Raw genomic sequence first — 21517 nt, forward strand, 5'->3', positions numbered from 1 at the left:
TCAGTTCACTTCCTGCGTTCGCGGTAGGCGGCCACCAGCGCGGCCGTGGACGGGTCGAGGCCGGGGACGTCGGCGCCCTCGGTGAGGGCGGGCTCCACACGCTTGGCGAGGACCTTGCCGAGTTCGACGCCCCACTGGTCGAAGGAGTCGATGTTCCAGATCGCGCCCTGCACGAACACCTTGTGCTCGTACAGCGCGACCAGCTGGCCCAGCACCGACGGGGTCAGCTCGGTGGCCAGGATCGTCGTGGTGGGGCGGTTTCCCTGGAAGGTCTTGTGCGGGACGAGCTCCTCGGGCACGCCCTCGGCGCGCACCTCGTCCGGGGTCTTGCCGAAGGCCAGCGCCTGTCCCTGCGCGAGCAGGTTGGCCATCAGCAGGTCGTGCTGCGCCTTCAGGCCGTCGCTCAGCTCGGCGACCGGACGGACGAAGCCGATCAGGTCGGCGGGGATGAGCTTGGTGCCCTGGTGGATCAGCTGGTAGTAGGCGTGCTGCCCGTTGGTGCCCGGGGTGCCCCACACGACCGGACCCGTCTGCCGGCTCACGGGCCTGCCCTGGCGGTCCACCGATTTCCCGTTGGACTCCATGTCGAGCTGCTGGAGGTAGGCGGTGAACTTCGACAGGTAGTGCGAGTACGGCAGCACGGCGTGCGACTGCGCGTCGTGGAAGTTGTTGTACCAGACCCCCAACAGACCCATCAGCAACGGCGCGTTGGCCTCCGGCGGGGCGGTGCGGAAGTGGTCGTCGACGATCCGGAACCCGTCCAGCATCTCCCGGAACCGGTCCGGACCGATCGCGATCATCAACGACAGCCCGATCGCCGAGTCGTACGAGTACCGCCCCCCGACCCAGTCCCAGAACTCGAACATGTTCGCCGTGTCGATCCCGAACCCGGCGACCTTCTCCGCGTTCGTCGACAACGCCACGAAGTGCCGCGCCACCGCCTTCTCGTCCCCGCCCAGACCCTCCAGCAGCCAGGCGCGGGCGGACGTGGCGTTGGTGACCGTCTCGATCGTGGTGAACGTCTTCGACGCCACGACGAACAGCGTCTCCGCAGGATCCAGATCACGGACCGCCTCGTGCAGATCGGCGCCGTCGACGTTGGAGACGAACCGGAACGTCATGTCCCGCGCGGTGTAGGCGCGCAGCGCCTCGTAGGCCATCGCCGGGCCCAGGTCCGAACCGCCGATGCCGATGTTGACGACGTTGCGGATCCGCCGGCCCGTGTGACCCGTCCACTCACCGGAACGCACCCGGCGGGCGAAGTCGGCCATCCGGTCCAGCACCGCGTGCACGGCCGGGACGACGTTCTCCCCGTCGACCTCGATCACCGCGTCCCTGGGCGCCCGCAGCGCGGTGTGCAGCACCGCCCGGTCCTCGGTGGTGTTGATCCGCTCCCCGCGGAACATCGCGTCCCGCAACCCGAACACGTCCATGGCCGCGGCCAGTTCACGCAGCAGCCGCAGCGTCTCGTCGGTGACCAGATGCTTGGAGTAGTCGATCCGCAGGTCGCCGACGTACACGACGTACCGCTCGGCGCGGGACGGGTCGTCGGCGAACAGCTCGCGCAGGCCCGGCAGCCCCTGCGCGCGGTGCTGCTCCAGGGCGTCCCACTCGGGGCGGCGGGCCGGTTCGGGGACGTCAGACATGGGCGGGAATCTCCTCGGGGGCCTCGCCGCGCAGGGCGACGGCGTACATCTCGTCCGCGTCGAGGCGCCGGAGCTCCTCGGCGATGAGCTCGGCGGTGGAGCGGACCTTCAGGGCCAGCCGGCGCGGTGGCTGGCCGGGCAGGGTGAGCGTGGCCAGGGGGCCCTCGGGGCGGTCGATCACGATCTCGCCGTCCTCGGTGCCCAGCCGGACCGCGGTGACCGCGGGGCCCGCGGTCACCACCCGGTCGACGGGGACCCGCAGCCGGGCCTCCAGCCAGCGCGCCAGCAGTTCCGCGGCCGGGTTCTCCGTCTCGGCCTCGACGGTCGCCGACGTGACGGGGGTCCGGGCCTGGTCCAGGGCGGCGGCCAGCATGGAGCGCCACAGGGTCAGCCGGGTCCAGGCCAGGTCGGTGTCGCCGGGCGCGTAGGCGCGCTCCCGGGCGCGCAGGACCGCCATCGGGTCCTCCGCCGCGTACAGGTCGGTGATCCGGCGCTGGCCGAGCGCGCCGAGCGGGTCCCGGGAGGGGTTCTCGGGCGCGTCGGTCGGCCACCACACCACCACGGGTGCGTCGGGCAGCAGCAGCGGCAGCACCACCGAGTCGGCGTGTTCGGACACCTCGCCGTAGGTGCGCAGCACCACCGTCTCGCCCGTGCCGGCCTCCGACCCCACCCGTACCTCGGCGTCGAGCCGGGAGCGGGTGCGCTCGCGCGGGTTGCGGGCGTGCCGCTTGATGACGACCAGGGTGCGCGAGGGGTGCTCGTGCGAGGCCTCCTCGGCCGCCTTGATGGCGTCGTAGGCGTTCTCCTCGTCCGTGACGATCACCATCGTCAGGACCATGCCCACGGCAGGGGTGCCGATGGCGCGGCGGCCCCGCACCAGCGCCTTGTTGATGTTGCTTGCCGTGGTGTCGGTCAGATCGATCTTCATGGCCTGCGCCAGCTCCGTCCGTCTCGTGCGAGCATCTCGTCGGCTTCCGCGGGTCCCCAGCTGCCCGATGTGTACTGCGCAGGCGTGCCGTGCGACGCCCAGTACTCCTCGATCGGATCGAGGATCTTCCAGGACTCTTCCACTTCCTGGTGACGGGGGAACAGGTTGGCGTCCCCCAGGAGGACGTCCAGGATGAGCCGTTCGTAGGCCTCCGGGCTCGACTCGGTGAACGACTCGCCGTAGGCGAAGTCCATCGTCACGTCCCGCAGCTCCATGGAGGTTCCGGGCACCTTGGAGCCGAACCGCACCGTCATGCCCTCGTCGGGCTGGACACGGATCACGACGGCGTTCTGGCCGAGCTCCTCGGTGGCGGAGGTGTCGAAGGGGGAGTGCGGCGCCCGCTGGAAGACGACGGCGATCTCGGTGACCCGGCGGCCGAGCCGCTTGCCGGTGCGCAGGTAGAACGGCACGCCCGCCCAGCGGCGGTTGTCCACCCCGAGCTTGATCGCCGCGTAGGTGTCGGTGGTCGAGGACGGGTCGATGCCGTCCTCCTCGAGGTAGCCGCGCACCTTCGCGCCGCCCTGCCAGGCGGCCGCGTACTGGCCGCGCACCGTGTGCCGTCCCAGGTCCTCGGGGAGCCGCACGGCACGGAACACCTTCAGCTTCTCGGTGAGCAGCGACGCCGCGTCGAAGGAGGCCGGTTCCTCCATCGCGGTGAGCGCCATGAGCTGGAGGAGGTGGTTCTGGATGACGTCGCGGGCGGCGCCGATGCCGTCGTAGTAGCCGGCCCGGCCGCCGATGCCGATGTCCTCGGCCATGGTGATCTGCACATGGTCGACGAAGGAGCGGTTCCAGATGGGCTCGAACAGCTGGTTGGCGAACCGCAGCGCCAGGATGTTCTGGACGGTCTCCTTGCCCAGGTAGTGGTCGATCCGGAAGACCTGCTCCGGGTCGAACACCTCGTGCACGATCGCGTTGAGCTCCTGCGCGGACCGCAGGTCGTGCCCGAACGGCTTCTCGATGACCGCACGGCGCCAGGATCCCTCGGACGCGTCCGCGAGGCCGTGCTTCTTGAGCTGCTGCACCACCTTCGGGAAGAACTTCGGCGGCACGGAGAGGTAGAAGGCGTGGTTGCCGCTCGTGCCCCGGGAGGCGTCCAGCTCGTCGACGGCCTTGCGCAGCTGGTCGAAGGCGTGGTCGTCGTCGAAGTCGCCGGGCACGAACCGCATGCCCTCCGAGAGCTGCTGCCAGACCTCCTCACGGAAGGGCGTGCGCGCGTGCTCCTTGACCGCCTCGTGCACCACCTCGGCGAAGTCCTGGTCCTCCCAGTCGCGACGGGCGAAGCCCACCAGCGAGAAGCCCGGCGGCAGCAGCCCCCGGTTGGCGAGGTCGTACACGGCCGGCATCAGCTTCCTGCGGGACAGGTCGCCGGTCACCCCGAAGATGACCAGACCGGACGGGCCCGCGATCCGGGGGAGCCGGCGGTCCCGCGGGTCGCGCAGCGGGTTGGCCCAGCCGGGCGGGGGCGCGGTGAGGGCGGTGAGGGCGTCCGCCCGCTCCTCCTGCGCCGCCTCAGGGGCGTCCACCGCCGGTTCGGTGGTCTCGTCGGTCATTCCGCGTCAACTCCCTCGCTGTCGGACGCCGCCGCCTGGCGCGGCCACGGCCCGGCGTCCACGAACCTCGCCCTGCCCGGGTTCCCCGGCTGCCGTGCCACCTCGCCGTACGCGCTCCCGGCCGTCGCGGAGCGGTCCTCCCCATACAGGGTGTCCTCGTCCGCGGGGTCCTTCACCCCGGTGCCCGCCCGCGGGGGCGGCTGGGCGCGGGCTCCGGACCCGCCGGACGTATCGAACACTTCTTCGTGCATCGTGCGGATCACGCTGATCGTCTTCTTTCTCGCGCTCGCGTCAACCGCGGCCGGCGTCCGCCGATTCCCGCCGGCCGGCCGAGCCGGTCCGCCGTGGGTGCTCGTCTCCACGTGGTCCTCGGTCCGGACGGAAGGAACTCTGCGGCACGTTCACAAGTAAAAGTCTGACTTATTCGCGATGCGCGATGAGGTTCCGGTGTGCGGGCCTGCGGTCGCGGCGGGGACGGACACCGGAGACATGGCAGGCGGATTCCCCCAAGGGGGTGACGGCGGCGCCCGGACGGCGGACGGGGGCGACGGCAGCGGCATCAACACCTTTCCCTTCCCGGTCGAGCGGAGCGTCCGCGGGGCCCGGGACGCCGGGTACCGCGGAACCGTCCTCGCCATGCAGCCCGGCCCGGACCGCCCCGGCTCGCCGCGCTCCGCCCCGCGTCCTGCCGTCTCTGCGCCGCGAGCACGAGGACACCGTCACCCTGCCGCCGAGCCTGCACACGGCCGTGCCGCGCCACGCGTCGACCGCGTCCCTGCTGCGGCTCGTGGAGCGGGGCTTCGCCACCCGCCACCGCGTCACCGCGTCCGCGGACGCCTTCGGCTGCTCCCTGCGCACCCTGGCCCGTGTGGTGCTGGAGGCCAAGCGGCTCCTCGCGCACACCGAGCTGCCGGCGGCGCGGGGCGGGGCCGCGGTCGGCTTCCCGGACGCGGCGGGCGTTCCGCGCGGAACGCCGCTGAACGACGGGGCCGGTACGCCGACGAGGGCCCCGCGCGGGGTGCGCGGGGCCCTCGTCACCGGCCGGGAGAGCCGGGTGTGGGGGGTGGGGCAGGCGGGTCAGGAGGCGGTGAGCACCTGCACGTAGTCCACGAGCATCGAGTGGCCGGGCTGGGTGCCCGCGTCGGGGCCGCCGCCGAACGCGTCGGGGAAGCCGCCGCCCATCGCCACGTTGAGGATGACGAAGAAGCCGTGGTCGGTGGCGTTCGACCAGGTCGTCGCGTCGACCTGGTTCTCCCGGACGGTGTGGAAGGTGTGGTCGTCGAGGGAGAAGCGGATCTCCTCCACGTCCGAGGAGCGGTCCCACTCCATCCGGTAGGTGTGGAAGCCGGCCTGACAGGTCGTGCCCTGGCAGGTGGTCTGGCCGCCGATGCCGCTGGTCTCGTTGCACGGGCCGCCCGGCGAGGTGCCGCAGTGCATCGTGGCGAACACCGTGTTCATGCCCTGGGTGTTCTCCATGATGTCCAGCTCGCCGACGGCGGGCCAGTTCCAGTAGTCGCCCCGGTACGGGGCGCCGAGCATCCAGAACGCGGGCCAGTAGCCCTTGGCCGCGTCGCCGGTGACGTTCGGGACCTGGATGCGGGCCTCGACCCGCAGCGTGCCGCCGGCCGGGGGCTGGAAGTCGTCGCGGGCGGTCTCGATGCGCCCCGACGTCCAGTTGCCGGCGCCGTCGCGCCGCGGGGTGATGCGCAGGTTGCCGTTGCCGTCGAGGGAGACGTTCTCCGGGTTCGACGTCATCGTCTCGATCTCGCCGGTGCCCCAGTTGGAGGGGCCGCCGGGGTAGCCGGTGCCGGTGGCGTACCGCCAGTCGCCGGTGTCGACGCCGCTGCCCTCGGGGCCGTCGAAGTCGTCGGCGAAGACCTGGGTCCAGCCCGACGGCGGGGGCGGCACGGAGGCGCTGGCGGTGGGGCCGGTGAGGGTGAGGGCGCCCGCCCCGAGCGCCAGTGCGCCCGCGAGGGCGACGAGCGTGCGCCTCAGCCGCCGCCGTGCGTGGGGGGATCGGGGGGTGCCGGAGGTGTCGTTCATGTGGGGGATGACCTCTCGGTGCTGATGGTTGTGCGGACAGGCCCTGAGAGCCCGGAACATCGCGTGAGAGCGCTCTCACGGTCCCGCCAATGTGCTCCGGAGCCCCTTCGGGGTCAAGAGGTGTAACCGTGAAAGTCTCTCCCCCGCACGGGAGTTCACCTCTCGAATGGGCGCGAACCGGGGAAACCGGGCCGGGGTGTGCGCACACGGGCGCGGTGCCCGGGGCCGGAGCCCTGGGCACCGCGGCAGGGGTGGGCGGGGTCAGACGCCCGACGGCACCTTCTCCCGGGGGAGTTCGGTCTGCTCCTCCCGCAGACCGAACCGGTCGTGGACGCGGCGCAGCGGGGCAGGGGCCCACCAGGCGTGGCGGCCGAGCAGCGCCATGGTCGCCGGCACCAGCAGCATGCGCACGACGGTCGCGTCGATCAGCACGGCCAGCGTGAGCCCCAGGCCGATCTGCAGGATGGGCGAGAAACCGCCCGTCATGAACGCCGCGAACACCACCGCCAGCAGCAGCGCCGCGCAGGTGACCACCCGGCCCGAGCGGCTCAGCCCCGTCACCACGGCCTCCCGGTCGTCGCCGGAGCGCAGCCGCGCCTCCCGCATCCGGGCCAGGATGAACAGCTCGTAGTCCATGGCCAGTCCGAACGCGATCGCGACGATCAGCGGTGGCGCGGTGAGGCTCAGCGCGCCCAGGCCCTCCGCGCCCAGCAGCCCGGCGAGATGACCGTCCTGGAAGACCCACACCACCACGCCCAGAGCGGCGGCCAGGCTGAGCAGCGTGGTGACGACGGTGCGCAGCGGCAGCAGCACCGAACCGGTGAACGCGAACAGCAGCAGCACGATGCCGGCCAGCACGGTCAGCGCCGCCCACGGCGCCCGCTCCGCGAGCATCTGCCGGAAGTCGACCAGACGGGCCGCCGTGCCGGTCACCTCGACCGGCGCGTCGCCGCGCATCTCCCGCACCCGCTCCACCAGCGCCGTCGCCTCCGCGCCGTCCGCCTCGCCGGGCGGCCGGATCTCGATCACCGCACCGCCGCCCGGCAGTTCACGCGTCGTGACGCCCGGCGCCAGCGCCCGGATCCGGTCGGCGGTCGCGGCGTCCGTGCCCGGCTTGGCGACCACCACGACGGGGGAGACGCCGGTGCCCGGCGGGAAGTGGGCGGCGACGGTGTCCTGGAGCTGCCGCGCCTCGCTGTCCGCGGGAAGCTGCCGCGCGTCCCCGACGACGATGCTCATCCCGGCCACGGGCAGGGCCAGCACCAGCAGCACCGGCACCACCACCGCGAGGACGGCCACCTTGCGCCGGGCGGCGAAGCGGGCGACGCGGGCGAAGAACCGGCCCTCCTCCTCGCCGTTCCCGGGCGACTTCGCCGGCGGGATACGCCCGCCGAACCGGGCCAGCAGCGCGGGCAGCAGCGTCAGGGCGGCCAGCATGTCGATGACGACGACCGCCGCCACCGCGAGACCCATGCTGCGCAGGAACACGCTGGGGAACACCAGCAGCCCGGTCAGGCTGACGGCGACGGTCAGTCCCGAGAACAGCACCGTCCGCCCGGCCGCCGCCACCGTGCGGTGCACCGCCTCGACGACGTCCTCCGTGGTCCGGCGCTCCTCACGGAACCGCACCAGCATCAACAGGGCGTAGTCCACGGCGAGTCCGAGGCCGAGCATCGTCGTCACCTGGATCGCGTACACCGAGATGTCGGTGACCTCGCTGAACAGGAACAGCGCCAGGAACGCCCCCGCGATACCGCTGACCGCCACGACCAGCGGCAGCAGCGCCGACCGCAGCCCGCCGAACACCACCAGCAGCAGCGCCAGCACCACCGGCAGGGAGATCAACTCGGCGTTCTTCACGTCCTGCGCGGCCCGCTCGCCCATCTGCAGCCCCAGCAGCGGCCCTCCGCTCACATGGACGTCGGGCGCGTCGATCTCCCGGATCCGCTCGGCCGCCGCGTCGAGCGTGCGCTCCTCCGCGTCGTCGTCGAGGCCGCCCTCCAGGGTGACGGGGACGATCAGCGCGTGGCCGTCCTCGGCGATCATCCCGGGCGTGGCGTACGGGTCCGGCACGGCGGCGACCCCGGCGACCTTCCGCACGTCGGCCACGGCGCGCTCGACCTCCGCGCGCAGACCGGCGTCCGCGACGGGCGTGCCCGCCACCACCCCGGTGATCGAGGACCCCGCCGGATCCATTTCGTCGAGGTACCGTGCGGCCGACTCGGACTCGGTGCCGGGGACTTCCGGCACGTTGTCGGAGAGGCGCGCGAAGACGCCCGTCCCCAGGCCGAAGCCCAGCAGCAGGAAGAGCCCCCACAGGAGCATCACGGTCAGTGGACGGCGGGTGGCCGTCCGGGCGAGTGCGGTGAGCACGATCCCTCCCCGGCGTTGACGTTCGTCGACGCCTCAAGACTCGTGCCACGGGGTGCCCCGGCGGATCGCCGGGAGGAGCGGTTCGTGTCCCTCGCCCGTACGGGGGAGACGGCCCGCCGGCTCCCCCCTCAGAGGGATCCGGGGGCACCCGAGGGGGAGCCCGGAGTGACCTCAGGGGGCTCCCGGGGCGACGAGACCGGTCTCGTACGCGCAGATCACCGCCTGCACCCGGTCCCTGAGACCGAGCTTCGACAGCACGTTGCTCACATGCGTCTTGACGGTGTGCTCGCTGACGAACAGGGTGCCGGCGATCTCCGCGTTGGACAGGCCGCGGGCCAGCAGCCGCAGCGTCTCCACCTCGCGGGCGGTGAGCGCGTCCAGGCTCGGCGGGGGAGGGCCGTCGGCGGCGGCCGGCTGTTCCCGGCGGCGCTTCACCAGGTCCGCCACCAGCCGCCGGGTCACCGTCGGGGCGAGCAGCGACTCGCCGGCCGCGACCACCCGCACCGCGTGCACCAGGTCGTCGCGGCGCACGTCCTTCAGCAGGAAGCCGCTGGCGCCCGCGTACAGCGCCTCGTACACGTACTCGTCCAGGTCGAACGTGGTCAGCATGACCACCTTGCAGCCCGACTCCGCGCACACCAGACGGGCCGCCTCCAGGCCGTCCATCACCGGCATGCGGATGTCAAGCAGCAGCACGTCGGGGCCGTGCCGGCGCACCGCCGACACGGCCTCCCGCCCGTCCGCCGCCTCGGCCACCACCTCGATGTCGTCCTGGGCGTCGAGGATCATGCCGAAACCCGCGCGGACCAGCTCCTGGTCGTCCGCCACCACCACCCGGATGCTCAACCGAGCGCCCCCTCCCTGTCCGCCGCCACCGGCAGCCGTACGACGACCCGGAAACCGCCGCCCGGAGCCTCGCCGGTCTCCGCGCTGCCCCCGCAGGCCGCGGCCCGCTCCCGGATGCCGATCAGCCCGTGCCCGCCCGGCCCGCCGGACGGCCCCCGCCCGTCGTCCGTCACCGTGAGGGACACATGGTCGTCCGCCCAGTCCAGCCGCACCAGCGCGCGGGAGGCGCGGGCGTGCTTCACGGTGTTGGTGAGCGCCTCCTGCACCACCCGGTACGCCGCCACCTCCGTGTCCGAGGACAGCGGACGCGGCTCCCCGGAGGTCCGCAGCTCGGCGCGCAGACCCGTGGAGCGCCGCACCAGCCGGACCAGCTCCGGCAACGCCGTCACGCCCGGCTGCGGCAGCCGGGGCGACCCGGAGTCCCCGTCCGGCGGTTCCTCCTTCAACACGCCGAGGATACGACGAAGTTGAGCCATCGCGTCGCGTCCGGCGGCGGCGATGGTGTCGAACGTCGCCTCCGCGCGGTCCGGGTCCTTGCGCACCACCACCGGACCGGCCTCCGCCTGCACCACCATCAGGCTCACCGCGTGCGCCAGGATGTCGTGCATGTCCCGCGCGATCCGGGCACGCTCCTCCGCCCTGGCCCGCGCCGTGTCCGCGGCACGCTCCCGCTCCAGCCGGCGGGCCCGGTCCTCCAACTCGGCGGTGTAGGCGCGCTGCACCCGGGCGAGCATCCCCAGCGCGTACGCGGCGACGAGGCCCATCAGGTGGAAGGCGTACTCGAAGGGGGCCTGGTGCGCTTGGTGCTGCATGGTGATGACGACGCCGACGATCCATCCGGTGAGCATCAGCCGCCGCTGCCAGGGGCGCGCCTGGGCCGCCATGGTGTACAGGACGACCATGCCGCCGTACATCACGTCCGGCGGGGGCGCGTGGTAGAGCGCCTGCGCGGGGGTGGCGACGGAGACCGCCCAGGCGGCGGCGCAGGGGGCTCTGCGCCGCCAGATCAGGGGGACGGCGGTGGCGGCGCCGAGGAGCCAGCCCTGCCAGGACAGGGGGTCGTCGCCCTCGTCGGGGAAGATCCATTGGAGGGAGACGGCGAAGAGGGTGAGTGCGGCCAGCGCCGCGTCAAGTACGTAGGGGTTGGTGGGGCGCCAGCGGGTCGTCGCCTCGGCGAAGGTGGAGCGGAGGGTCATGAGGGGGGCTCCTCAGGGCGGGGGTTTCAGTATCGGGAGGGGGTGGGGGGTGTCGCCTCACCGGTGAGAGGGATTTCGGGGCGGGGCGCCTACAGGGGTGGGGGGGGGCTTGTGGCGGGTGCCGCGGGGTGGGGGTTGATCGCGCAGTTCCCCGCGCCCCTTCGGGGGGCGAGTGTGGAAAGGTGTCGGTGTGAAGCTGGCGATTCTTGGCGGCGGCGGGTTCCGGGTGCCGCTCGTGTATGGGGCGTTGCTCAAGGACCGGGGCGCGGGGCGGGTGACCCGGGTCGTGCTGCACGACGTGGACGCCGGGCGCCTGCGGGCCATCTCCCGGGTGCTGGCCGAGCAGGCCGCCGGGGTGTCCGACGCGCCCGAGGTCTCCACGACCACCGATCCGGACGAGGCGCTGCGTGGCGCGGACTTCGTGTTCTCCGCCATCCGCGTCGGCGGCCTGGAGGGCAGGGCGAACGACGAGCGGGTGGCCCTCGCCGAAGGCGTGCTCGGGCAGGAGACCGTGGGCGCCGGAGGCATCGCCTACGGGCTGCGCACCGTGCCCGTCGCCGTGGACATCGCCCGCCGGGTGGCCCGCCTCGCCCCCGACGCCTGGGTCATCAACTTCACCAACCCGGCGGGCCTGGTCACCGAGGCCATGTCCCGTCATCTCGGCGACCGCGTCATCGGCATCTGCGACTCGCCGGTCGGACTCGGCCGCCGTGTCGCCCGGGTCCTGGGCGCGCGGCCGGACGAGGCGTGGATCGACTACGTCGGCCTCAACCACCTCGGCTGGGTGCGCGGCCTGCGCGTGGCAGGCCAGGACCAGCTGCCGCGCCTCCTCGCCGACCCCGCGCTGCTCGGCTCGTTCGAGGAAGGCCGCCTCTTCGGCGCGGACTGGCTGCGCTCGCTCGGCGCGATCCCCAACGAGTACCTGCACTACTACTACTTCAACCGCGAGGCCGTGCGGGCGTACCAGCGGGCGGACCGGACCCGCGGCGCCTTCCTGCGGGACCAGCAGGAGAGCTTCTACGCCGGGACGGCCGACCCTGACGTGTCCGCGCTGGAGTTGTGGAACCGCACCCGCGAGGAGCGGGAGGCGACCTACATGAGCGAGAACCGGGAGGCGGCCGGCGCGGGGGAGCGCGAGGCGGACGACCTGTCGGGCGGCTACGAGAAGGTGGCGCTCGCGCTGATGCGGGCCATCGCCCGGGACGAGCGCACCACCCTGATCCTCAACGTCCGCAACCGCGGAACGCTCTCACCGCTGGACGAGGACGCCGTGATCGAGGCTCCCTGCCTGGTGGACGCCAACGGGGCGCACCCCGTCTCGGTCGATCCGCTCCCGGGGCACGCCGTCGGTCTGGTCTGCGCCGTGAAGGCCGTGGAGCGCGAGGTGCTGGCCGCCGCCCGGTCGGGGTCCCGCGCCACGGCGGTCAAGGCTTTCGCCCTGCACCCGCTGGTGGACTCGGTGAGCGTGGCCCGCCGGCTCGTGGACGCCTACACGGCCGTCCACCCCGGACTCGCCTACCTGGGCGGATAGCGGGGGAAACCGGCTTCGGGCCGGCCGGTCGCCCCCCGTGACAGCGGCCGACCGACCCGAGCTCCCCCCGGTCCCCCGTGCTCCCCCCGGCGGCTTCCCCAGTCGCCGTTCACCATCAAGAGCACGCACTCCGGGGTCTGATACACCCTGGCGACAAATTTCTTTCGGAAGAATCCGGAAGCCCGTCGCCGGCCCGCCGTCACGGCCTTCCCGCCGTCACGGCCGGCGCGGCGGCCGCTACCGGATCTATTCGCAGGGCACCGGGCTTCAGCCCGGTGGTGAAGCGAATCTGAGGTTTGCTCTGACCTCAGCTGTGGGCACGGATCTGCACTGTTCACCTCAGTCCGGGTCAGAGCGGCCGGTTCTGCTGCTCGATGTACTGCTTCACGATGCTGAGTGGTGCGCCGCCGACGGACCCGGCGAAGTACGAGCCGGACCACAGGCGTTGTGCCCGCCAGTAGTGGCGGACGAGGTCGGGGAACTCCTGGCGCAGCCGCCGGGAAGAGACGCCTTTGAGGCTGTTGACCAGCTTGGACACGGCGACCTTTGGCGGGAAGTTCACGAGCAGGTGGACGTGGTTGTCCTCGCCGTTGAACTCGACCAGTTCGGCCTCGAAGTCCTCGCACACGGCCCGCATGATCTCCTCGCACCGCGTCAGGTGTCGGTCGGCGAAGACCCTGTGCCGGTACTTCGTCACGAAAACCAAGTGGACGTGCATACGGAAGACACAGTGACGACCAGTACGAATGTTCTCATCGATACCCATAAACCAATTGTGTAGCGTGATCCGTATGCAGCTCAGGTACTCGTTCCGGGTGTACCCGAGCGCCGGTCAGCGCACGGCGCTGGCGAGGGCGTTCGGGTGCGCGCGGGTGGTCTACAACGACGCGCTTCGCGCTCGGGAGACCGCCCGCAGCGAGGGGCTGCCGTTCCCGAAGACCGGCGACCTGTCCAAGACGCTGATCACCGAGGCCAAGCAGACGTCCGAGCGGGCGTGGCTCGGCGAGGTGTCGGCGGTCGTGCTCCAGCAGTCCCTCAGAGACCTGGACACCGCGTACCGGAACTTCTTCGACGGCCTGAAGGGCAAGCGCCCGCGTACGGGCGCGCCCCGGTACAAATCCCGCAAGGACACCCGGCAGGCCGTCCGGTTCACGGCGAACGCCCGCTGGTCGATCACGACCGGCGGGAAGCTGCGCCTGCCGAAGATCGGCGACCTGAAGGTGAAGTGGTCGCGCGCGCTGCCCTCCGTTCCGTCCACGGTGACCGTGGTCAAGGACTCGGCGGGCCGGTACTTCGCGAGCTTCGTCGTCGAGACCGGCCCCGAGGAACTGCTGCCGGAGACGACGCCCGAAATCGGTATCGACCTTGGCCTCGGGCACTTCGCCGTCCTTTCCGACGGCCGGAAGGTCCACAGCCCGCGCTTCCTGCGCCGGGCCGAGAAGCGCCTGAAGAAGGCGCAACGCGCCCTCTCCCGCAAAAAGAAGGGCTCCAGCAACCGGAACAAGGCCCGGCTGAAGGTCGCCCGCGCACACGCGAAGGTGACCCACGCGCGCCGCGAGTTCCACCACCAGCTCTCCACGAAGCTGATCCGCGAGAACCAAGCGGTCGCCGTGGAGGACCTGGCGGTGAAGGGACTCGCCCGCACGCGCCTGGCCAAGTCCGTCCACGACGCCGGATGGTCGGCGTTCGTGAGCATGCTGGAGTACAAGGCCGCCCGGTACGGGCGCGCCTTCCACCGGATCGGCCGCTTCGAGCCCACCAGTCAGGTGTGCTCGCAGTGCGGCGTCAAGGACGGCTCCAAGCCGCTGAACGTCCGCGTGTGGACGTGTCAGGCGTGCGGGGCGGTCCTGGACCGGGACATCAACGCGGCGGTCAACGTCGCCAAGGCCGCCGGACTGGCGGTATCAGCCTGTGGAGCGCAGGTAAGACCGGGACTCGTCCCGGCACCGCGCAGCGAAGCAGGAACCCACCCGACACCGCAGCCTTCAACGGCGCGGTAGGCGGGAATCGCCGTCCTTCAGGGCGGCGAGGATGTCAATGCAGCGCCCCCGACGCCGCCCGCGGCCCGGCGGGCGTCGTCTGCGCCGGCAGAGCGTCCAGCGTGCCCGTGACCGTGGACGAGCCGGTCCGCTGCCGTGGCACGGTCACCGGCAGCAGCGGGCGAGGACCGGACACCACCGTGTAGTCCTGGCCCAGGAACGGCGGGCTGATCTCGCCCGGGTCGTCGCCGAGCGCCAGCCGCACCGCGGCCCAGGGCACGTTGATCCCGCAGAGCGAGAGCTGGTGCAGCCCGCCCGCGGGGCGGGTGTTGACGTCCATCAGCACCGGCCGGTCGCCGAGCATGCGGAACTGGATGTTGGACAGGTGGTGCAGGCCGAATCCCTCGGCGATCCGCCGGGCCGGCTCCAGCCACCGCTCGTGCAGCGTGAAGCCCCGGCGGCGGCCGTGCTTGGTGCGGCCGATCGCCAGCCGGACCCGGTTGTCCGGCCCGGTGAGACAGTCCACGGACACCTCCGGCTGCTCCAGCCGCGGCATCACCAGCCAGTCGACCGGCTCCTCGGCCCGCCGCAGGGACTCCAGCACCAGGTCGAGCGGGACCTGCGGGCCGGGGAAACCCTTCAGCTGGGAGAGCGAGAAGGGCTCGCGGGTGATCATGCGGAAGCCGACCCCGCCCGCGCCGGCCGCGGGCTTGAAGCAGGCCCGGTGTCCCAGCCGCTCCAACTCCTCGACAGCGGCGAGGAGTTCGTCGGCGTCACGGACCCGCCACCACGGCGGCACCGGCACGCCGATCGACTCGACCGCCTGGTAGGCGACCACCTTGTCCTCGAACACGGCCACCGCCTCGGGCGGAGGCGCCAGCAGCGCGGTCCCGGCCGCCTCGAACTCGGCGCGGTGCGCGACGATCGCCGCCTGGTGCAGCCGGGGCACGAACACGTCGATCCCGCGCCGCTCGCACTGGGTGAGCGCGTACTCGACGTACGCAGCGGGGGAGAGCCCCTCCGGTTCCAGCTCGGCCGTGTCGGCCGCGGCGAGGACGGGGGAGTCGGGGTCGCCGTGGGTGGCATGGATCTCGACGGCCCGGTCGCTGGGATTTCGCCGCAGCTGATCCATGAAGAACACGTTCTCCGCGTACGTGCGGTTGAGCCAGACGCGTACGCGAGAGACCATGCAGGCCGCCTTTCAAGGGTGTGCGGGCAGGGCGGAGCGGCCCGTGCCCGGGCATGACGTAGGGAGGTGCACCGAACCGCCGTGCGGGAAGGACGTGTCCATGGCGGTGGTGTCGGGCAGATCATACGACCAAGAAGGGCCGTCCTGATACCACGGCCGGGTGACGGTCCGCGGTTGTTGCGGCGGGGCGGATGTGATCTCGTGGTGAGGTCCGGCGGCTGCTGAAGGGACGAAGGAGATGGCGACGGGTGGAGACGGCCCCCAGCTGTGGGCCATCAGCGATCTGCACATCGGCTATGCCGAGAACCGCGACCTCGTCGAGGGCATGCGGCCCGGGTCGGACGAGGACTGGCTGCTGGTGGCCGGCGACGTCGCGGAGACGGTGGAGGACGTCCGCTGGGCCTACAAGACCCTCGCCGGCCGCTTCGCCCGCGTGATCTGGACGCCCGGCAACCATGAACTGTGGACCCACCCGAGTGACGCCGTCACCCTGCGCGGCGTCGCCCGCTACGACCATCTGGTCGAGCAGTGCCGCGACCTGGGCGTGCTCACCCCCGAGGACCCGTACCCGGTCTGGGAGGGCCCCGGCGGCCCCGTCGCCGTCGCGCCCCTCTTCCTCCTGTACGACTACTCGTTCCTCCCGCCCGGGTGCACCACCAAGGAGGAGGGACTGGAGTACGCGTACGGCACCGGGGTGGTCTGCACCGACGAGCGTCTGCTGCACCCCGACCCGTACCCGACCCGCGAGGACTGGTGCCGCGCCCGGGTCGCCGAGACCGAACGGCGCCTCGCGGAACTCCCCGAGGACCTCCCCCTGATCCCCGTCACGCACTGGCCGCTGCACCGCCACCCGACCGAGGTGCTCCGGTACCCCGAGTTCGCCATGTGGTGCGGCACCGTCCTCACCGGTGACTGGCACCGCGCCTACCCCGTCCGGACCATGGTCTACGGCCATCTGCACATCCCCCGGACGACCTGGCAGGACGGCGTCCGCTTCGAGGAGGTCTCGGTGGGCTACCCCCGCGAATGGCGCGAACGCCCGGTCCCACCGGGCCGCCTCCGCCGCATCCTGCCCGAGATGGCTGACCCGCAGGGGTGAGTACGTGCCCGGCACGCGCCGTCGGGCGATCGGCTGTGCGGCGGGGTGCCCCGCAACGGGCGCGGGGAACCGCGCGACAAGCCCCACCACGCCGCAGCCGCCCGACCCCCGGGCCGTCCCGGGCGCGACGCGCCGGAGAACACAAGCGAGCCGCGCCCGAGCGGCACCCCCTAGCCGGCGGGCTGCCAGTCGCGCACCATCCGGAAGAACTCCTCTTCGTTCCCCGCCAGCCCCGCCCCCTCCAACGCGGCCTCCGCCTCCGCGAGAACGGAAGGCGGGACAACGGGCAGCACAGCAGGCCCCGCAGGGCCACGCCCGTCGTCGCCGAAGGCGGCCCTCACGGTGTGCAGCAGTCTGAGATAGGCCTGGACGGCGGTGCGCTCGCGGTCGGTCAGTACGGCGGTGGGCATCGCTCGGCTCTCCCCGTGTCGTCGTCGTGGGTCCCCGCACCCCCGGCACAAACGGGGGCGCACCACCAGCTTGCCGCCCACCACTGACAATCGCCCCGAGCCGCCGCCCGCTCAGGGCGCCCGCACAGCCGCGACCGCCCGGAGGGCCTCAGCTCTGCGGCCCCAGGTACCCCAGCGACGCCTCGATCCGCCCCGCCAGATGATCCCGCTGCACCGGCCCGCGCAGCGGTGAACCGGCCAGGTACGTGCGGCACTTGCTGGCCAGCAGCAGCCCGAACGCCTCGGCCTCCTTCTCCTCGTCGAGGTCGAACCGCGTGCGCGCGGCGACCCGCAGCACGGTCGCCCGCAGCGCGTCGTCGTCGAGGGAGGCGCCCCATAACCGGGTCGCGACCTCCGCGCCCGCGCCCGCCACGTGGTGGCCGCAGTGGCCGGCCTTCATGTGCCACAGCTCGTGGCCGAGGATCACCAACTGGTGGTCGGGCGCGGTGCGTTCCTCGACCACGACGAGGTCCTGGTCCGCCATGTCGAGCCACAGCCCGCTCGCGGTGCCCGGCGGGAAGGCCGCCGTGCGGAACAGCACCGGCCGCCCGCGGCGCCGGCTCATCGCCCCGCACAGGGCGGCGTAGAGATCGGCGGGCCGCGCCGGGACGGGAAGCGTCAGCTCCGTGACCAATTCGCCGCACAGGCGGCGCATTTCCCTACCGATGCCCACAGTTCTCCCCGGGTCACGACTTGGGCCGCTGGACGCTCTCCAGGAGCATGTCCAGCCATTCCGCGACTTTGTCGCGATGCTGGTCGGTGGGCAGCTGCGCGGCCCGCCAGGCGATGCCCCGCACCCCGTGGTCCTGCAGCAGCCGCTCCAGTGGATCGTCGGCCGCCGTGGCCGACTCCCGCTCCGCGAGCTTCTGGAGCAGTTCCTGCTCGGTGTGCTGGAGGGCGCTCGCCAGCGCCTCCGGGTCCTCGGCGGTGAGGAAGCCGGCGTGCACCCGGAAGAACCGCTGGAGGGCGTCGCAGTGCTCCATGGTGGGCCGCCGGTCGCCGTTGATGAGCGCGCCGGCCTGCTGCCGGGACATGCCCGCGCCGTCGGCGATCTCCTGCTGGGTGTACTTGCGTCCGTTCGGCTTCAGCCGGGTACGGCGCAGCAGGTCCAGCCGCTGCAGGAAACGCGCCTGCACATCGGGCTCGCCCGCGGGCTGCCCGCTCAGCAGTGCTCTGACCACGGGCTCCGGGACGCCGGACGCCACGGACAGCCGGCCCACGTCGAAGACCTCGCTGTGCGCCACGCCGAGCCGGTCGGCGAGTGCGGTGACGCGGGCGACGACGGCGGGCAGCGCGTTCGTCGGCGCGGTGCCCGGACCCTCGAAGCCACCCGTCACCGAAAGATCTCCTACGTCTCTCACAGGCTTCTCACAAGCGATTGCCGTGAACCTCACGGAGACTAGCCGGTGTATCGAACTCGCATCCAGGTCTCGCCACAACTGTGGCCAATTTCGGCCGTCAATCGCCGTGGAATGCCACGATAGTTGACATGCCGACGTTCCGGGCAGCAGGATCGGGGCGCCGCGTCAGGGCCGCACAGGCAAGAGGGGTGACCTCCCGATGGCATTTCAGGCAGGAGGGCAGCGGCCGGCACCGCGGCCCGGCCCCGGGACTCCCGAGGCCCAGGACTATCTGCGGGACTACGCCGTCCTGCTGGATTCCGTCCCCTTCCCGTCGCTGGTCGTGGACCACCGGTGGGACGTCCTGCTCACCAACGGCGCCTTCCGGACGCTTTTCCAGGGCGTCGAGCCGCATCCGACGGCTCACCCCGGCGCCAACTTCCTCCGTTTCGTGCTGTTCCACCCGGACGCCGCCACGGTGCTGGGCGACCACGAGGCGAGCTGGTGCCTGCCCATGCTGGCGGACTTCTCCGCGGCCGCCGAGCGGCACGCCCACGACCCCGTGCTGCACGCCGTACGGCGGGACATCGCCCAGGACCCGATCATGGACGCCGCCTACCGGCACGGTCTGCCGCACTGGCTGCGCGCCGTGGGCGAGCGGGCCGCCGGACACGACGGCTCCGTACGGCCGTTGCTGCACCCGGATCCGCGCCGGGGCGCCACGGAGTGCCGCCTGCTGGTGGAGACCACCTCCGTCCTCGAGGAGATGGAGTGCCGCCGGGTGACGTTCGTCCTGCGGGAGACGCCCCGCGCCACCGGCCCGGGCCGCGGGGCCCGCCGCGCCGCCTCCCATCTGCGCGTGGTCCCCACCGCCGACTGAGCACCCTCAGGGGCGTCCGTTCCCGCCCTGTTCCCCGGCTGTGTGACGTGTGACATAGTACTTGGGTGAGCGAGTCGCTGACCTGCGATGTCGTGGTGGTGGGCGCCGGGATGACGGGTGCCGCCTGCGCCCTGTACGCGGCTCGCGCCGGCCTCGGCGTCACCGTCGTGGACCGCGGCCCGGTGGCCGGCGGCACGACCGGCGCGGGGGAGGGGAACCTCCTCGTCTCCGACAAGGCGCCCGGACCCGAACTCGGCCTGGCCCTGCTGTCCCTCCGGCTGTGGGCGGAACTCGCGGCGCGGTACGGCCCGGACATCGAGTACGACGCCAAGGGCGGCCTCGTCGTCGCGGAGACCCCGGAGGCCGTCGACGGACTGCGGGCGTTCGCGGACGCCCAGCGGGCGGCCGGGGTGACCGCCGAACCCGTGCCCGCCGACCGTCTCCACGACCTGGAACCGCGCCTCGCGCCGGGCCTCCCGGGCGGCGTGCGCTACCCGCAGGACGCCCAGGTGATGCCCGCCCTCGCGGCGGCGCACCTGCTGAAAGCCTCCGGAGCCCGCCTCCTCACCGGCCACGAGGTGACCCGCGTGCTGCGCGCCCGCGACGGCGCCGTGCGCGGCGTACGCACCCCGCACGGCGACGTCCACGCCCCTGCGGTCGTCAACGCGGCCGGCACCTGGGGAGGCGAACTCGCCTCCCGCGCCGACGTGTTCCTGCCGGTCATGCCCCGGCGCGGCTTCGTCCTCGTCACCGAACCGCTGCCGCCCCGCATCCGGCACAAGGTGTACGCCGCCGACTACGTCGCCGACGTCGCGGGCGACACGGCGGACCTGCTGGCCTCCCCCGTGGTGGAGGGGACGGCCGCCGGACCGGTCCTCATCGGCGCCAGCAGGGAACGCGTCGGCTTCGACCGCTCCCTGTCGCTGCGGGCCGTACGGGCGCTGGCGGCGGGGGCGACCCGGCTGTTCCCGTTCCTGTCGGAGGTGCGGGCCGTGCGCACGTACGCCGGATTCCGGCCGTACCTGCCCGACCATCTCCCGGCGATCGGCCCCGACCCACGGGCGCCGGGCCTGTTCCACGCCTGCGGGCACGAGGGCGCCGGCATCGGACTGGCCCCGGGCACAGGGCTGCTGGTCGCGCAGGCGCTCACCGGGGAGACGCCCGGGCTGGACCTCGCGCCTTTCCGGCCCGACCGCTTCCCCCGCCCGACGAAGGAGGCCGCGCGGTGACATCCTCCGAAAGCGCCGACACTGCACGCGCGTTCGAGGTGACCTTCGACGGGAGGCCGGTCGAGGCGCTGCCCGGACGGACGATCGCCGCCGTGTTGTGGGCCGCCGGCATCACCTCCTGGCGCACCACCCGCGACGGCGGACGTCCGCGCGGGGTGTTCTGCGGCATCGGCGTCTGCTTCGACTGCCTCGTCACCGTCAACGGCCGCCCCGGCCGGCGGGCCTGCCTGGTCCCGGCGCGCCCGGGGGACGTCATCCGCACCCAGGAGGGCACGGGCCATGAGGACTGACCTCGCGGTGATCGGCGCGGGCCCGGCGGGTCTCGCCGCGGCCCTGGCGGCGGCGCGGCGCGGGATCCGGGTCGCCCTGGTGGACGCGGCGCCGCGGCCCGGCGGGCAGTACTTCCGGCAGCCCGCGCCCGGCCTCGGCACGGAAGGCGCCGTCCCGCGGCACGGGCGGCGCACCTGGACCCGGCTGCGGGCCGCCCTCGCCGAGAGCGCCGTCGACGTACGGCCCGAGCACCATGTCTGGTGCGTGGAGCGGGAGTCCGGCGGGCTGACGGTGCACGCGCTGCTCGGACCGGAGCAGCGGGAATCCGTGGACGTGCGCGCCGACGCCGTGCTGCTGGCCACCGGCGGGTACGAGACGGTCCTGCCGTTCCCCGGCTGGACCCTGCCGGGCGTCGTCACGGCGGGCGGCGCGCAGGCCATGCTCAAGGGCGGCCTCGTCACCCCGGGGCGCACGGCCGTGGTCGCCGGGACCGGCCCGCTGCTGCTGCCCGTGGCCACCGGACTCGCGGCGGCGGGCGTCCGCGTCGCCGCGCTCGTCGAGTCCACGGACCCCGCACGGCTGCCGCGTCACGCCCGCGCCCTGGCCGGCAAGCTGCCCGAGGCGGCCGGGTACGCGGCACGGCTGCTGCGCCACCGGGTCCCGGTGCTCACCCGGCACACCGTGGTCCGCGCCCACGGTGAGGACCGGCTCACGGGCGTCACCGTCGCCGCCCTCGACGCGGGGGGCCGCGTCCGGCCGGGCACCGAGCGGCTGCTGCCGTGCGACGCCCTCGCGGTGGGACACGGCATGCTGCCGCACACCGACCTCGCCGAGACCCTCGGCTGCGAGCACGGGCCGGGCCCGCAGCACCCCGAAGATCTGCGCCGGGACGGCGCCGAGTACGCG

The 21517-nt window shown here is 72.9% G+C and carries 18 protein-coding genes and 2 pseudogenes; 7 read left to right on the forward strand and 13 right to left on the reverse strand.

The genetic code is table 11. From position 1 onward, the window contains the following. Positions 1-5 precede the first annotated feature (5 nt). From pgi to ACP7TJ_RS28515, 8 genes and pseudogenes are all read right to left on the reverse strand, one after another. Positions 6-1646: a glucose-6-phosphate isomerase gene (gene pgi, locus ACP7TJ_RS28480; protein ID WP_427766383.1), complete on the reverse strand. Its 1641-nt coding sequence runs from the start codon at positions 1644-1646 to the stop codon at positions 6-8. After that, on the reverse strand, positions 1639-2574 hold the full coding sequence (gene opcA / locus ACP7TJ_RS28485) for a glucose-6-phosphate dehydrogenase assembly protein OpcA (RefSeq protein ID WP_093765582.1): 936 nt from the start codon (positions 2572-2574) through the stop codon (positions 1639-1641). The genes pgi and opcA overlap by 8 nt, the downstream gene beginning before the upstream one ends. Continuing rightward, a complete protein-coding gene (gene zwf / locus ACP7TJ_RS28490; RefSeq protein WP_093765583.1) occupies positions 2571-4187 on the reverse strand; it encodes a glucose-6-phosphate dehydrogenase in 1617 nt (538 codons plus the stop codon). Before zwf ends, opcA begins: the two co-directional genes overlap by 4 nt. After that, positions 4184-4450, reverse strand: a complete 267-nt coding sequence (locus ACP7TJ_RS28495) for a hypothetical protein (RefSeq protein WP_367491177.1) — start codon at positions 4448-4450, stop codon at positions 4184-4186. Before ACP7TJ_RS28495 ends, zwf begins: the two co-directional genes overlap by 4 nt. Before the next feature lie 786 nt (positions 4451-5236). Beyond that, positions 5237-6230, reverse strand: a pseudogene (locus tag ACP7TJ_RS28500) (glycoside hydrolase family 16 protein); the annotation flags it as partial. Positions 6231-6491: 261 nt separating this feature from the next. Next, the gene (locus ACP7TJ_RS28505) at positions 6492-8603 is read right to left on the reverse strand and encodes an MMPL family transporter (protein ID WP_427766387.1); all 2112 of its coding nucleotides are present in this window, start codon (positions 8601-8603) and stop codon (positions 6492-6494) included. A gap of 171 nt (positions 8604-8774) precedes the next feature. After that, on the reverse strand, positions 8775-9449 hold the full coding sequence (locus ACP7TJ_RS28510; protein ID WP_427766390.1) for a response regulator: 675 nt from the start codon (positions 9447-9449) through the stop codon (positions 8775-8777). Further along, positions 9446-10645, reverse strand: coding sequence for a sensor histidine kinase (locus tag ACP7TJ_RS28515; RefSeq protein ID WP_427766393.1), 1200 nt, complete (start codon positions 10643-10645; stop codon positions 9446-9448). The genes ACP7TJ_RS28510 and ACP7TJ_RS28515 overlap by 4 nt, the downstream gene beginning before the upstream one ends. Before the next feature lie 190 nt (positions 10646-10835). Between ACP7TJ_RS28515 and ACP7TJ_RS28520 the strand changes: the two genes are divergently transcribed. Further along, complete coding sequence (locus ACP7TJ_RS28520; RefSeq protein ID WP_380877712.1) at positions 10836-12176, forward strand: 6-phospho-beta-glucosidase; 1341 nt, start codon at positions 10836-10838, stop codon at positions 12174-12176. A gap of 349 nt (positions 12177-12525) precedes the next feature. Here the strand turns inward: ACP7TJ_RS28520 and tnpA are convergent, their stop codons facing one another. Next, a complete protein-coding gene (tnpA, locus tag ACP7TJ_RS28525) occupies positions 12526-12942 on the reverse strand; it encodes an IS200/IS605 family transposase (RefSeq protein ID WP_427766396.1) in 417 nt (138 codons plus the stop codon). A gap of 25 nt (positions 12943-12967) precedes the next feature. Between tnpA and ACP7TJ_RS28530 the strand changes: the two genes are divergently transcribed. After that, positions 12968-14176 carry an RNA-guided endonuclease InsQ/TnpB family protein gene (locus tag ACP7TJ_RS28530; RefSeq protein WP_228918052.1) on the forward strand — a complete coding sequence of 403 codons (1209 nt, stop codon included), beginning with the start codon at positions 12968-12970 and terminating at the stop codon, positions 14174-14176. Positions 14177-14210: 34 nt separating this feature from the next. Here the strand turns inward: ACP7TJ_RS28530 and ACP7TJ_RS28535 are convergent, their stop codons facing one another. Further along, complete coding sequence (locus tag ACP7TJ_RS28535; protein WP_266402628.1) at positions 14211-15344, reverse strand: ATP-grasp domain-containing protein; 1134 nt, start codon at positions 15342-15344, stop codon at positions 14211-14213. A gap of 238 nt (positions 15345-15582) precedes the next feature. Between ACP7TJ_RS28535 and ACP7TJ_RS28540 the strand changes: the two genes are divergently transcribed. Beyond that, on the forward strand, positions 15583-16443 hold the full coding sequence (locus tag ACP7TJ_RS28540) for a metallophosphoesterase family protein (RefSeq protein WP_427766401.1): 861 nt from the start codon (positions 15583-15585) through the stop codon (positions 16441-16443). A 170-nt stretch (positions 16444-16613) separates the two neighbouring features. On the opposite strand, the gene ACP7TJ_RS28545 is transcribed toward ACP7TJ_RS28540, so the two are convergent. From ACP7TJ_RS28545 to ACP7TJ_RS28555, 3 genes are all read right to left on the reverse strand, one after another. After that, positions 16614-16853 (reverse strand): hypothetical protein, encoded by a 240-nt coding sequence (locus ACP7TJ_RS28545; protein WP_189912039.1) that lies wholly within the window; start codon positions 16851-16853, stop codon positions 16614-16616. Positions 16854-17001: 148 nt separating this feature from the next. Beyond that, positions 17002-17547 carry a toxin-antitoxin system, toxin component gene (locus ACP7TJ_RS28550; RefSeq protein WP_427766404.1) on the reverse strand — a complete coding sequence of 182 codons (546 nt, stop codon included), beginning with the start codon at positions 17545-17547 and terminating at the stop codon, positions 17002-17004. Between the two features lie 31 nt (positions 17548-17578). Continuing rightward, positions 17579-18229 (reverse strand): helix-turn-helix domain-containing protein, encoded by a 651-nt coding sequence (locus tag ACP7TJ_RS28555; protein WP_093764124.1) that lies wholly within the window; start codon positions 18227-18229, stop codon positions 17579-17581. A gap of 223 nt (positions 18230-18452) precedes the next feature. On the opposite strand from ACP7TJ_RS28555, the gene ACP7TJ_RS28560 reads away from it, so the two are divergent. The 4 genes and pseudogenes from ACP7TJ_RS28560 to ACP7TJ_RS28575 all read left to right on the forward strand — a co-directional run. Continuing rightward, the gene (locus ACP7TJ_RS28560; RefSeq protein ID WP_367472568.1) at positions 18453-19112 is read left to right on the forward strand and encodes a hypothetical protein; all 660 of its coding nucleotides are present in this window, start codon (positions 18453-18455) and stop codon (positions 19110-19112) included. A gap of 65 nt (positions 19113-19177) precedes the next feature. Next, the gene (locus ACP7TJ_RS28565; RefSeq protein ID WP_387580498.1) at positions 19178-20341 is read left to right on the forward strand and encodes an NAD(P)/FAD-dependent oxidoreductase; all 1164 of its coding nucleotides are present in this window, start codon (positions 19178-19180) and stop codon (positions 20339-20341) included. Further along, the gene (locus tag ACP7TJ_RS28570; protein ID WP_246532184.1) at positions 20338-20631 is read left to right on the forward strand and encodes a (2Fe-2S)-binding protein; all 294 of its coding nucleotides are present in this window, start codon (positions 20338-20340) and stop codon (positions 20629-20631) included. The genes ACP7TJ_RS28565 and ACP7TJ_RS28570 overlap by 4 nt, the downstream gene beginning before the upstream one ends. Next, a pseudogene (locus ACP7TJ_RS28575) lies at positions 20621-21457 on the forward strand (NAD(P)/FAD-dependent oxidoreductase); the annotation flags it as partial. The gene ACP7TJ_RS28570 and the pseudogene ACP7TJ_RS28575, both read left to right, overlap by 11 nt. Positions 21458-21517: the final 60 nt, after the last annotated feature.

Origin of the sequence: Streptomyces sp. DSM 41931, assembly GCF_050271085.1 — a bacterium.
Taxonomy (GTDB): Bacteria; Actinomycetota; Actinomycetes; order Streptomycetales; family Streptomycetaceae; genus Streptomyces; species Streptomyces albogriseolus.

Bases quoted from the DNA above. Each gene is read 5' to 3' on its own strand.
- ACP7TJ_RS28550 (WP_427766404.1), bottom strand. From the start codon at position 17,547: ATGCGCCGCCTGTGCGGCGAATTGGTCACGGAGCTGACGCTTCCCGTC.
- ACP7TJ_RS28515 (WP_427766393.1), bottom strand. From the start codon at position 10,645: ATGACCCTCCGCTCCACCTTCGCCGAGGCGACGACCCGCTGGCGCCCC.
- zwf (WP_093765583.1), bottom strand. From the start codon at position 4,187: ATGACCGACGAGACCACCGAACCGGCGGTGGACGCCCCTGAGGCGGCG.
- ACP7TJ_RS28540 (WP_427766401.1), top strand. From the start codon at position 15,583: ATGGCGACGGGTGGAGACGGCCCCCAGCTGTGGGCCATCAGCGATCTG.
- tnpA (WP_427766396.1), bottom strand. From the start codon at position 12,942: ATGGGTATCGATGAGAACATTCGTACTGGTCGTCACTGTGTCTTCCGT.
- ACP7TJ_RS28535 (WP_266402628.1), bottom strand. From the start codon at position 15,344: ATGGTCTCTCGCGTACGCGTCTGGCTCAACCGCACGTACGCGGAGAAC.
- pgi (WP_427766383.1), bottom strand. From the start codon at position 1,646: ATGTCTGACGTCCCCGAACCGGCCCGCCGCCCCGAGTGGGACGCCCTG.
- ACP7TJ_RS28560 (WP_367472568.1), top strand. From the start codon at position 18,453: ATGGCATTTCAGGCAGGAGGGCAGCGGCCGGCACCGCGGCCCGGCCCC.
- ACP7TJ_RS28545 (WP_189912039.1), bottom strand. From the start codon at position 16,853: ATGCCCACCGCCGTACTGACCGACCGCGAGCGCACCGCCGTCCAGGCC.
- ACP7TJ_RS28530 (WP_228918052.1), top strand. From the start codon at position 12,968: ATGCAGCTCAGGTACTCGTTCCGGGTGTACCCGAGCGCCGGTCAGCGC.
- opcA (WP_093765582.1), bottom strand. From the start codon at position 2,574: ATGAAGATCGATCTGACCGACACCACGGCAAGCAACATCAACAAGGCG.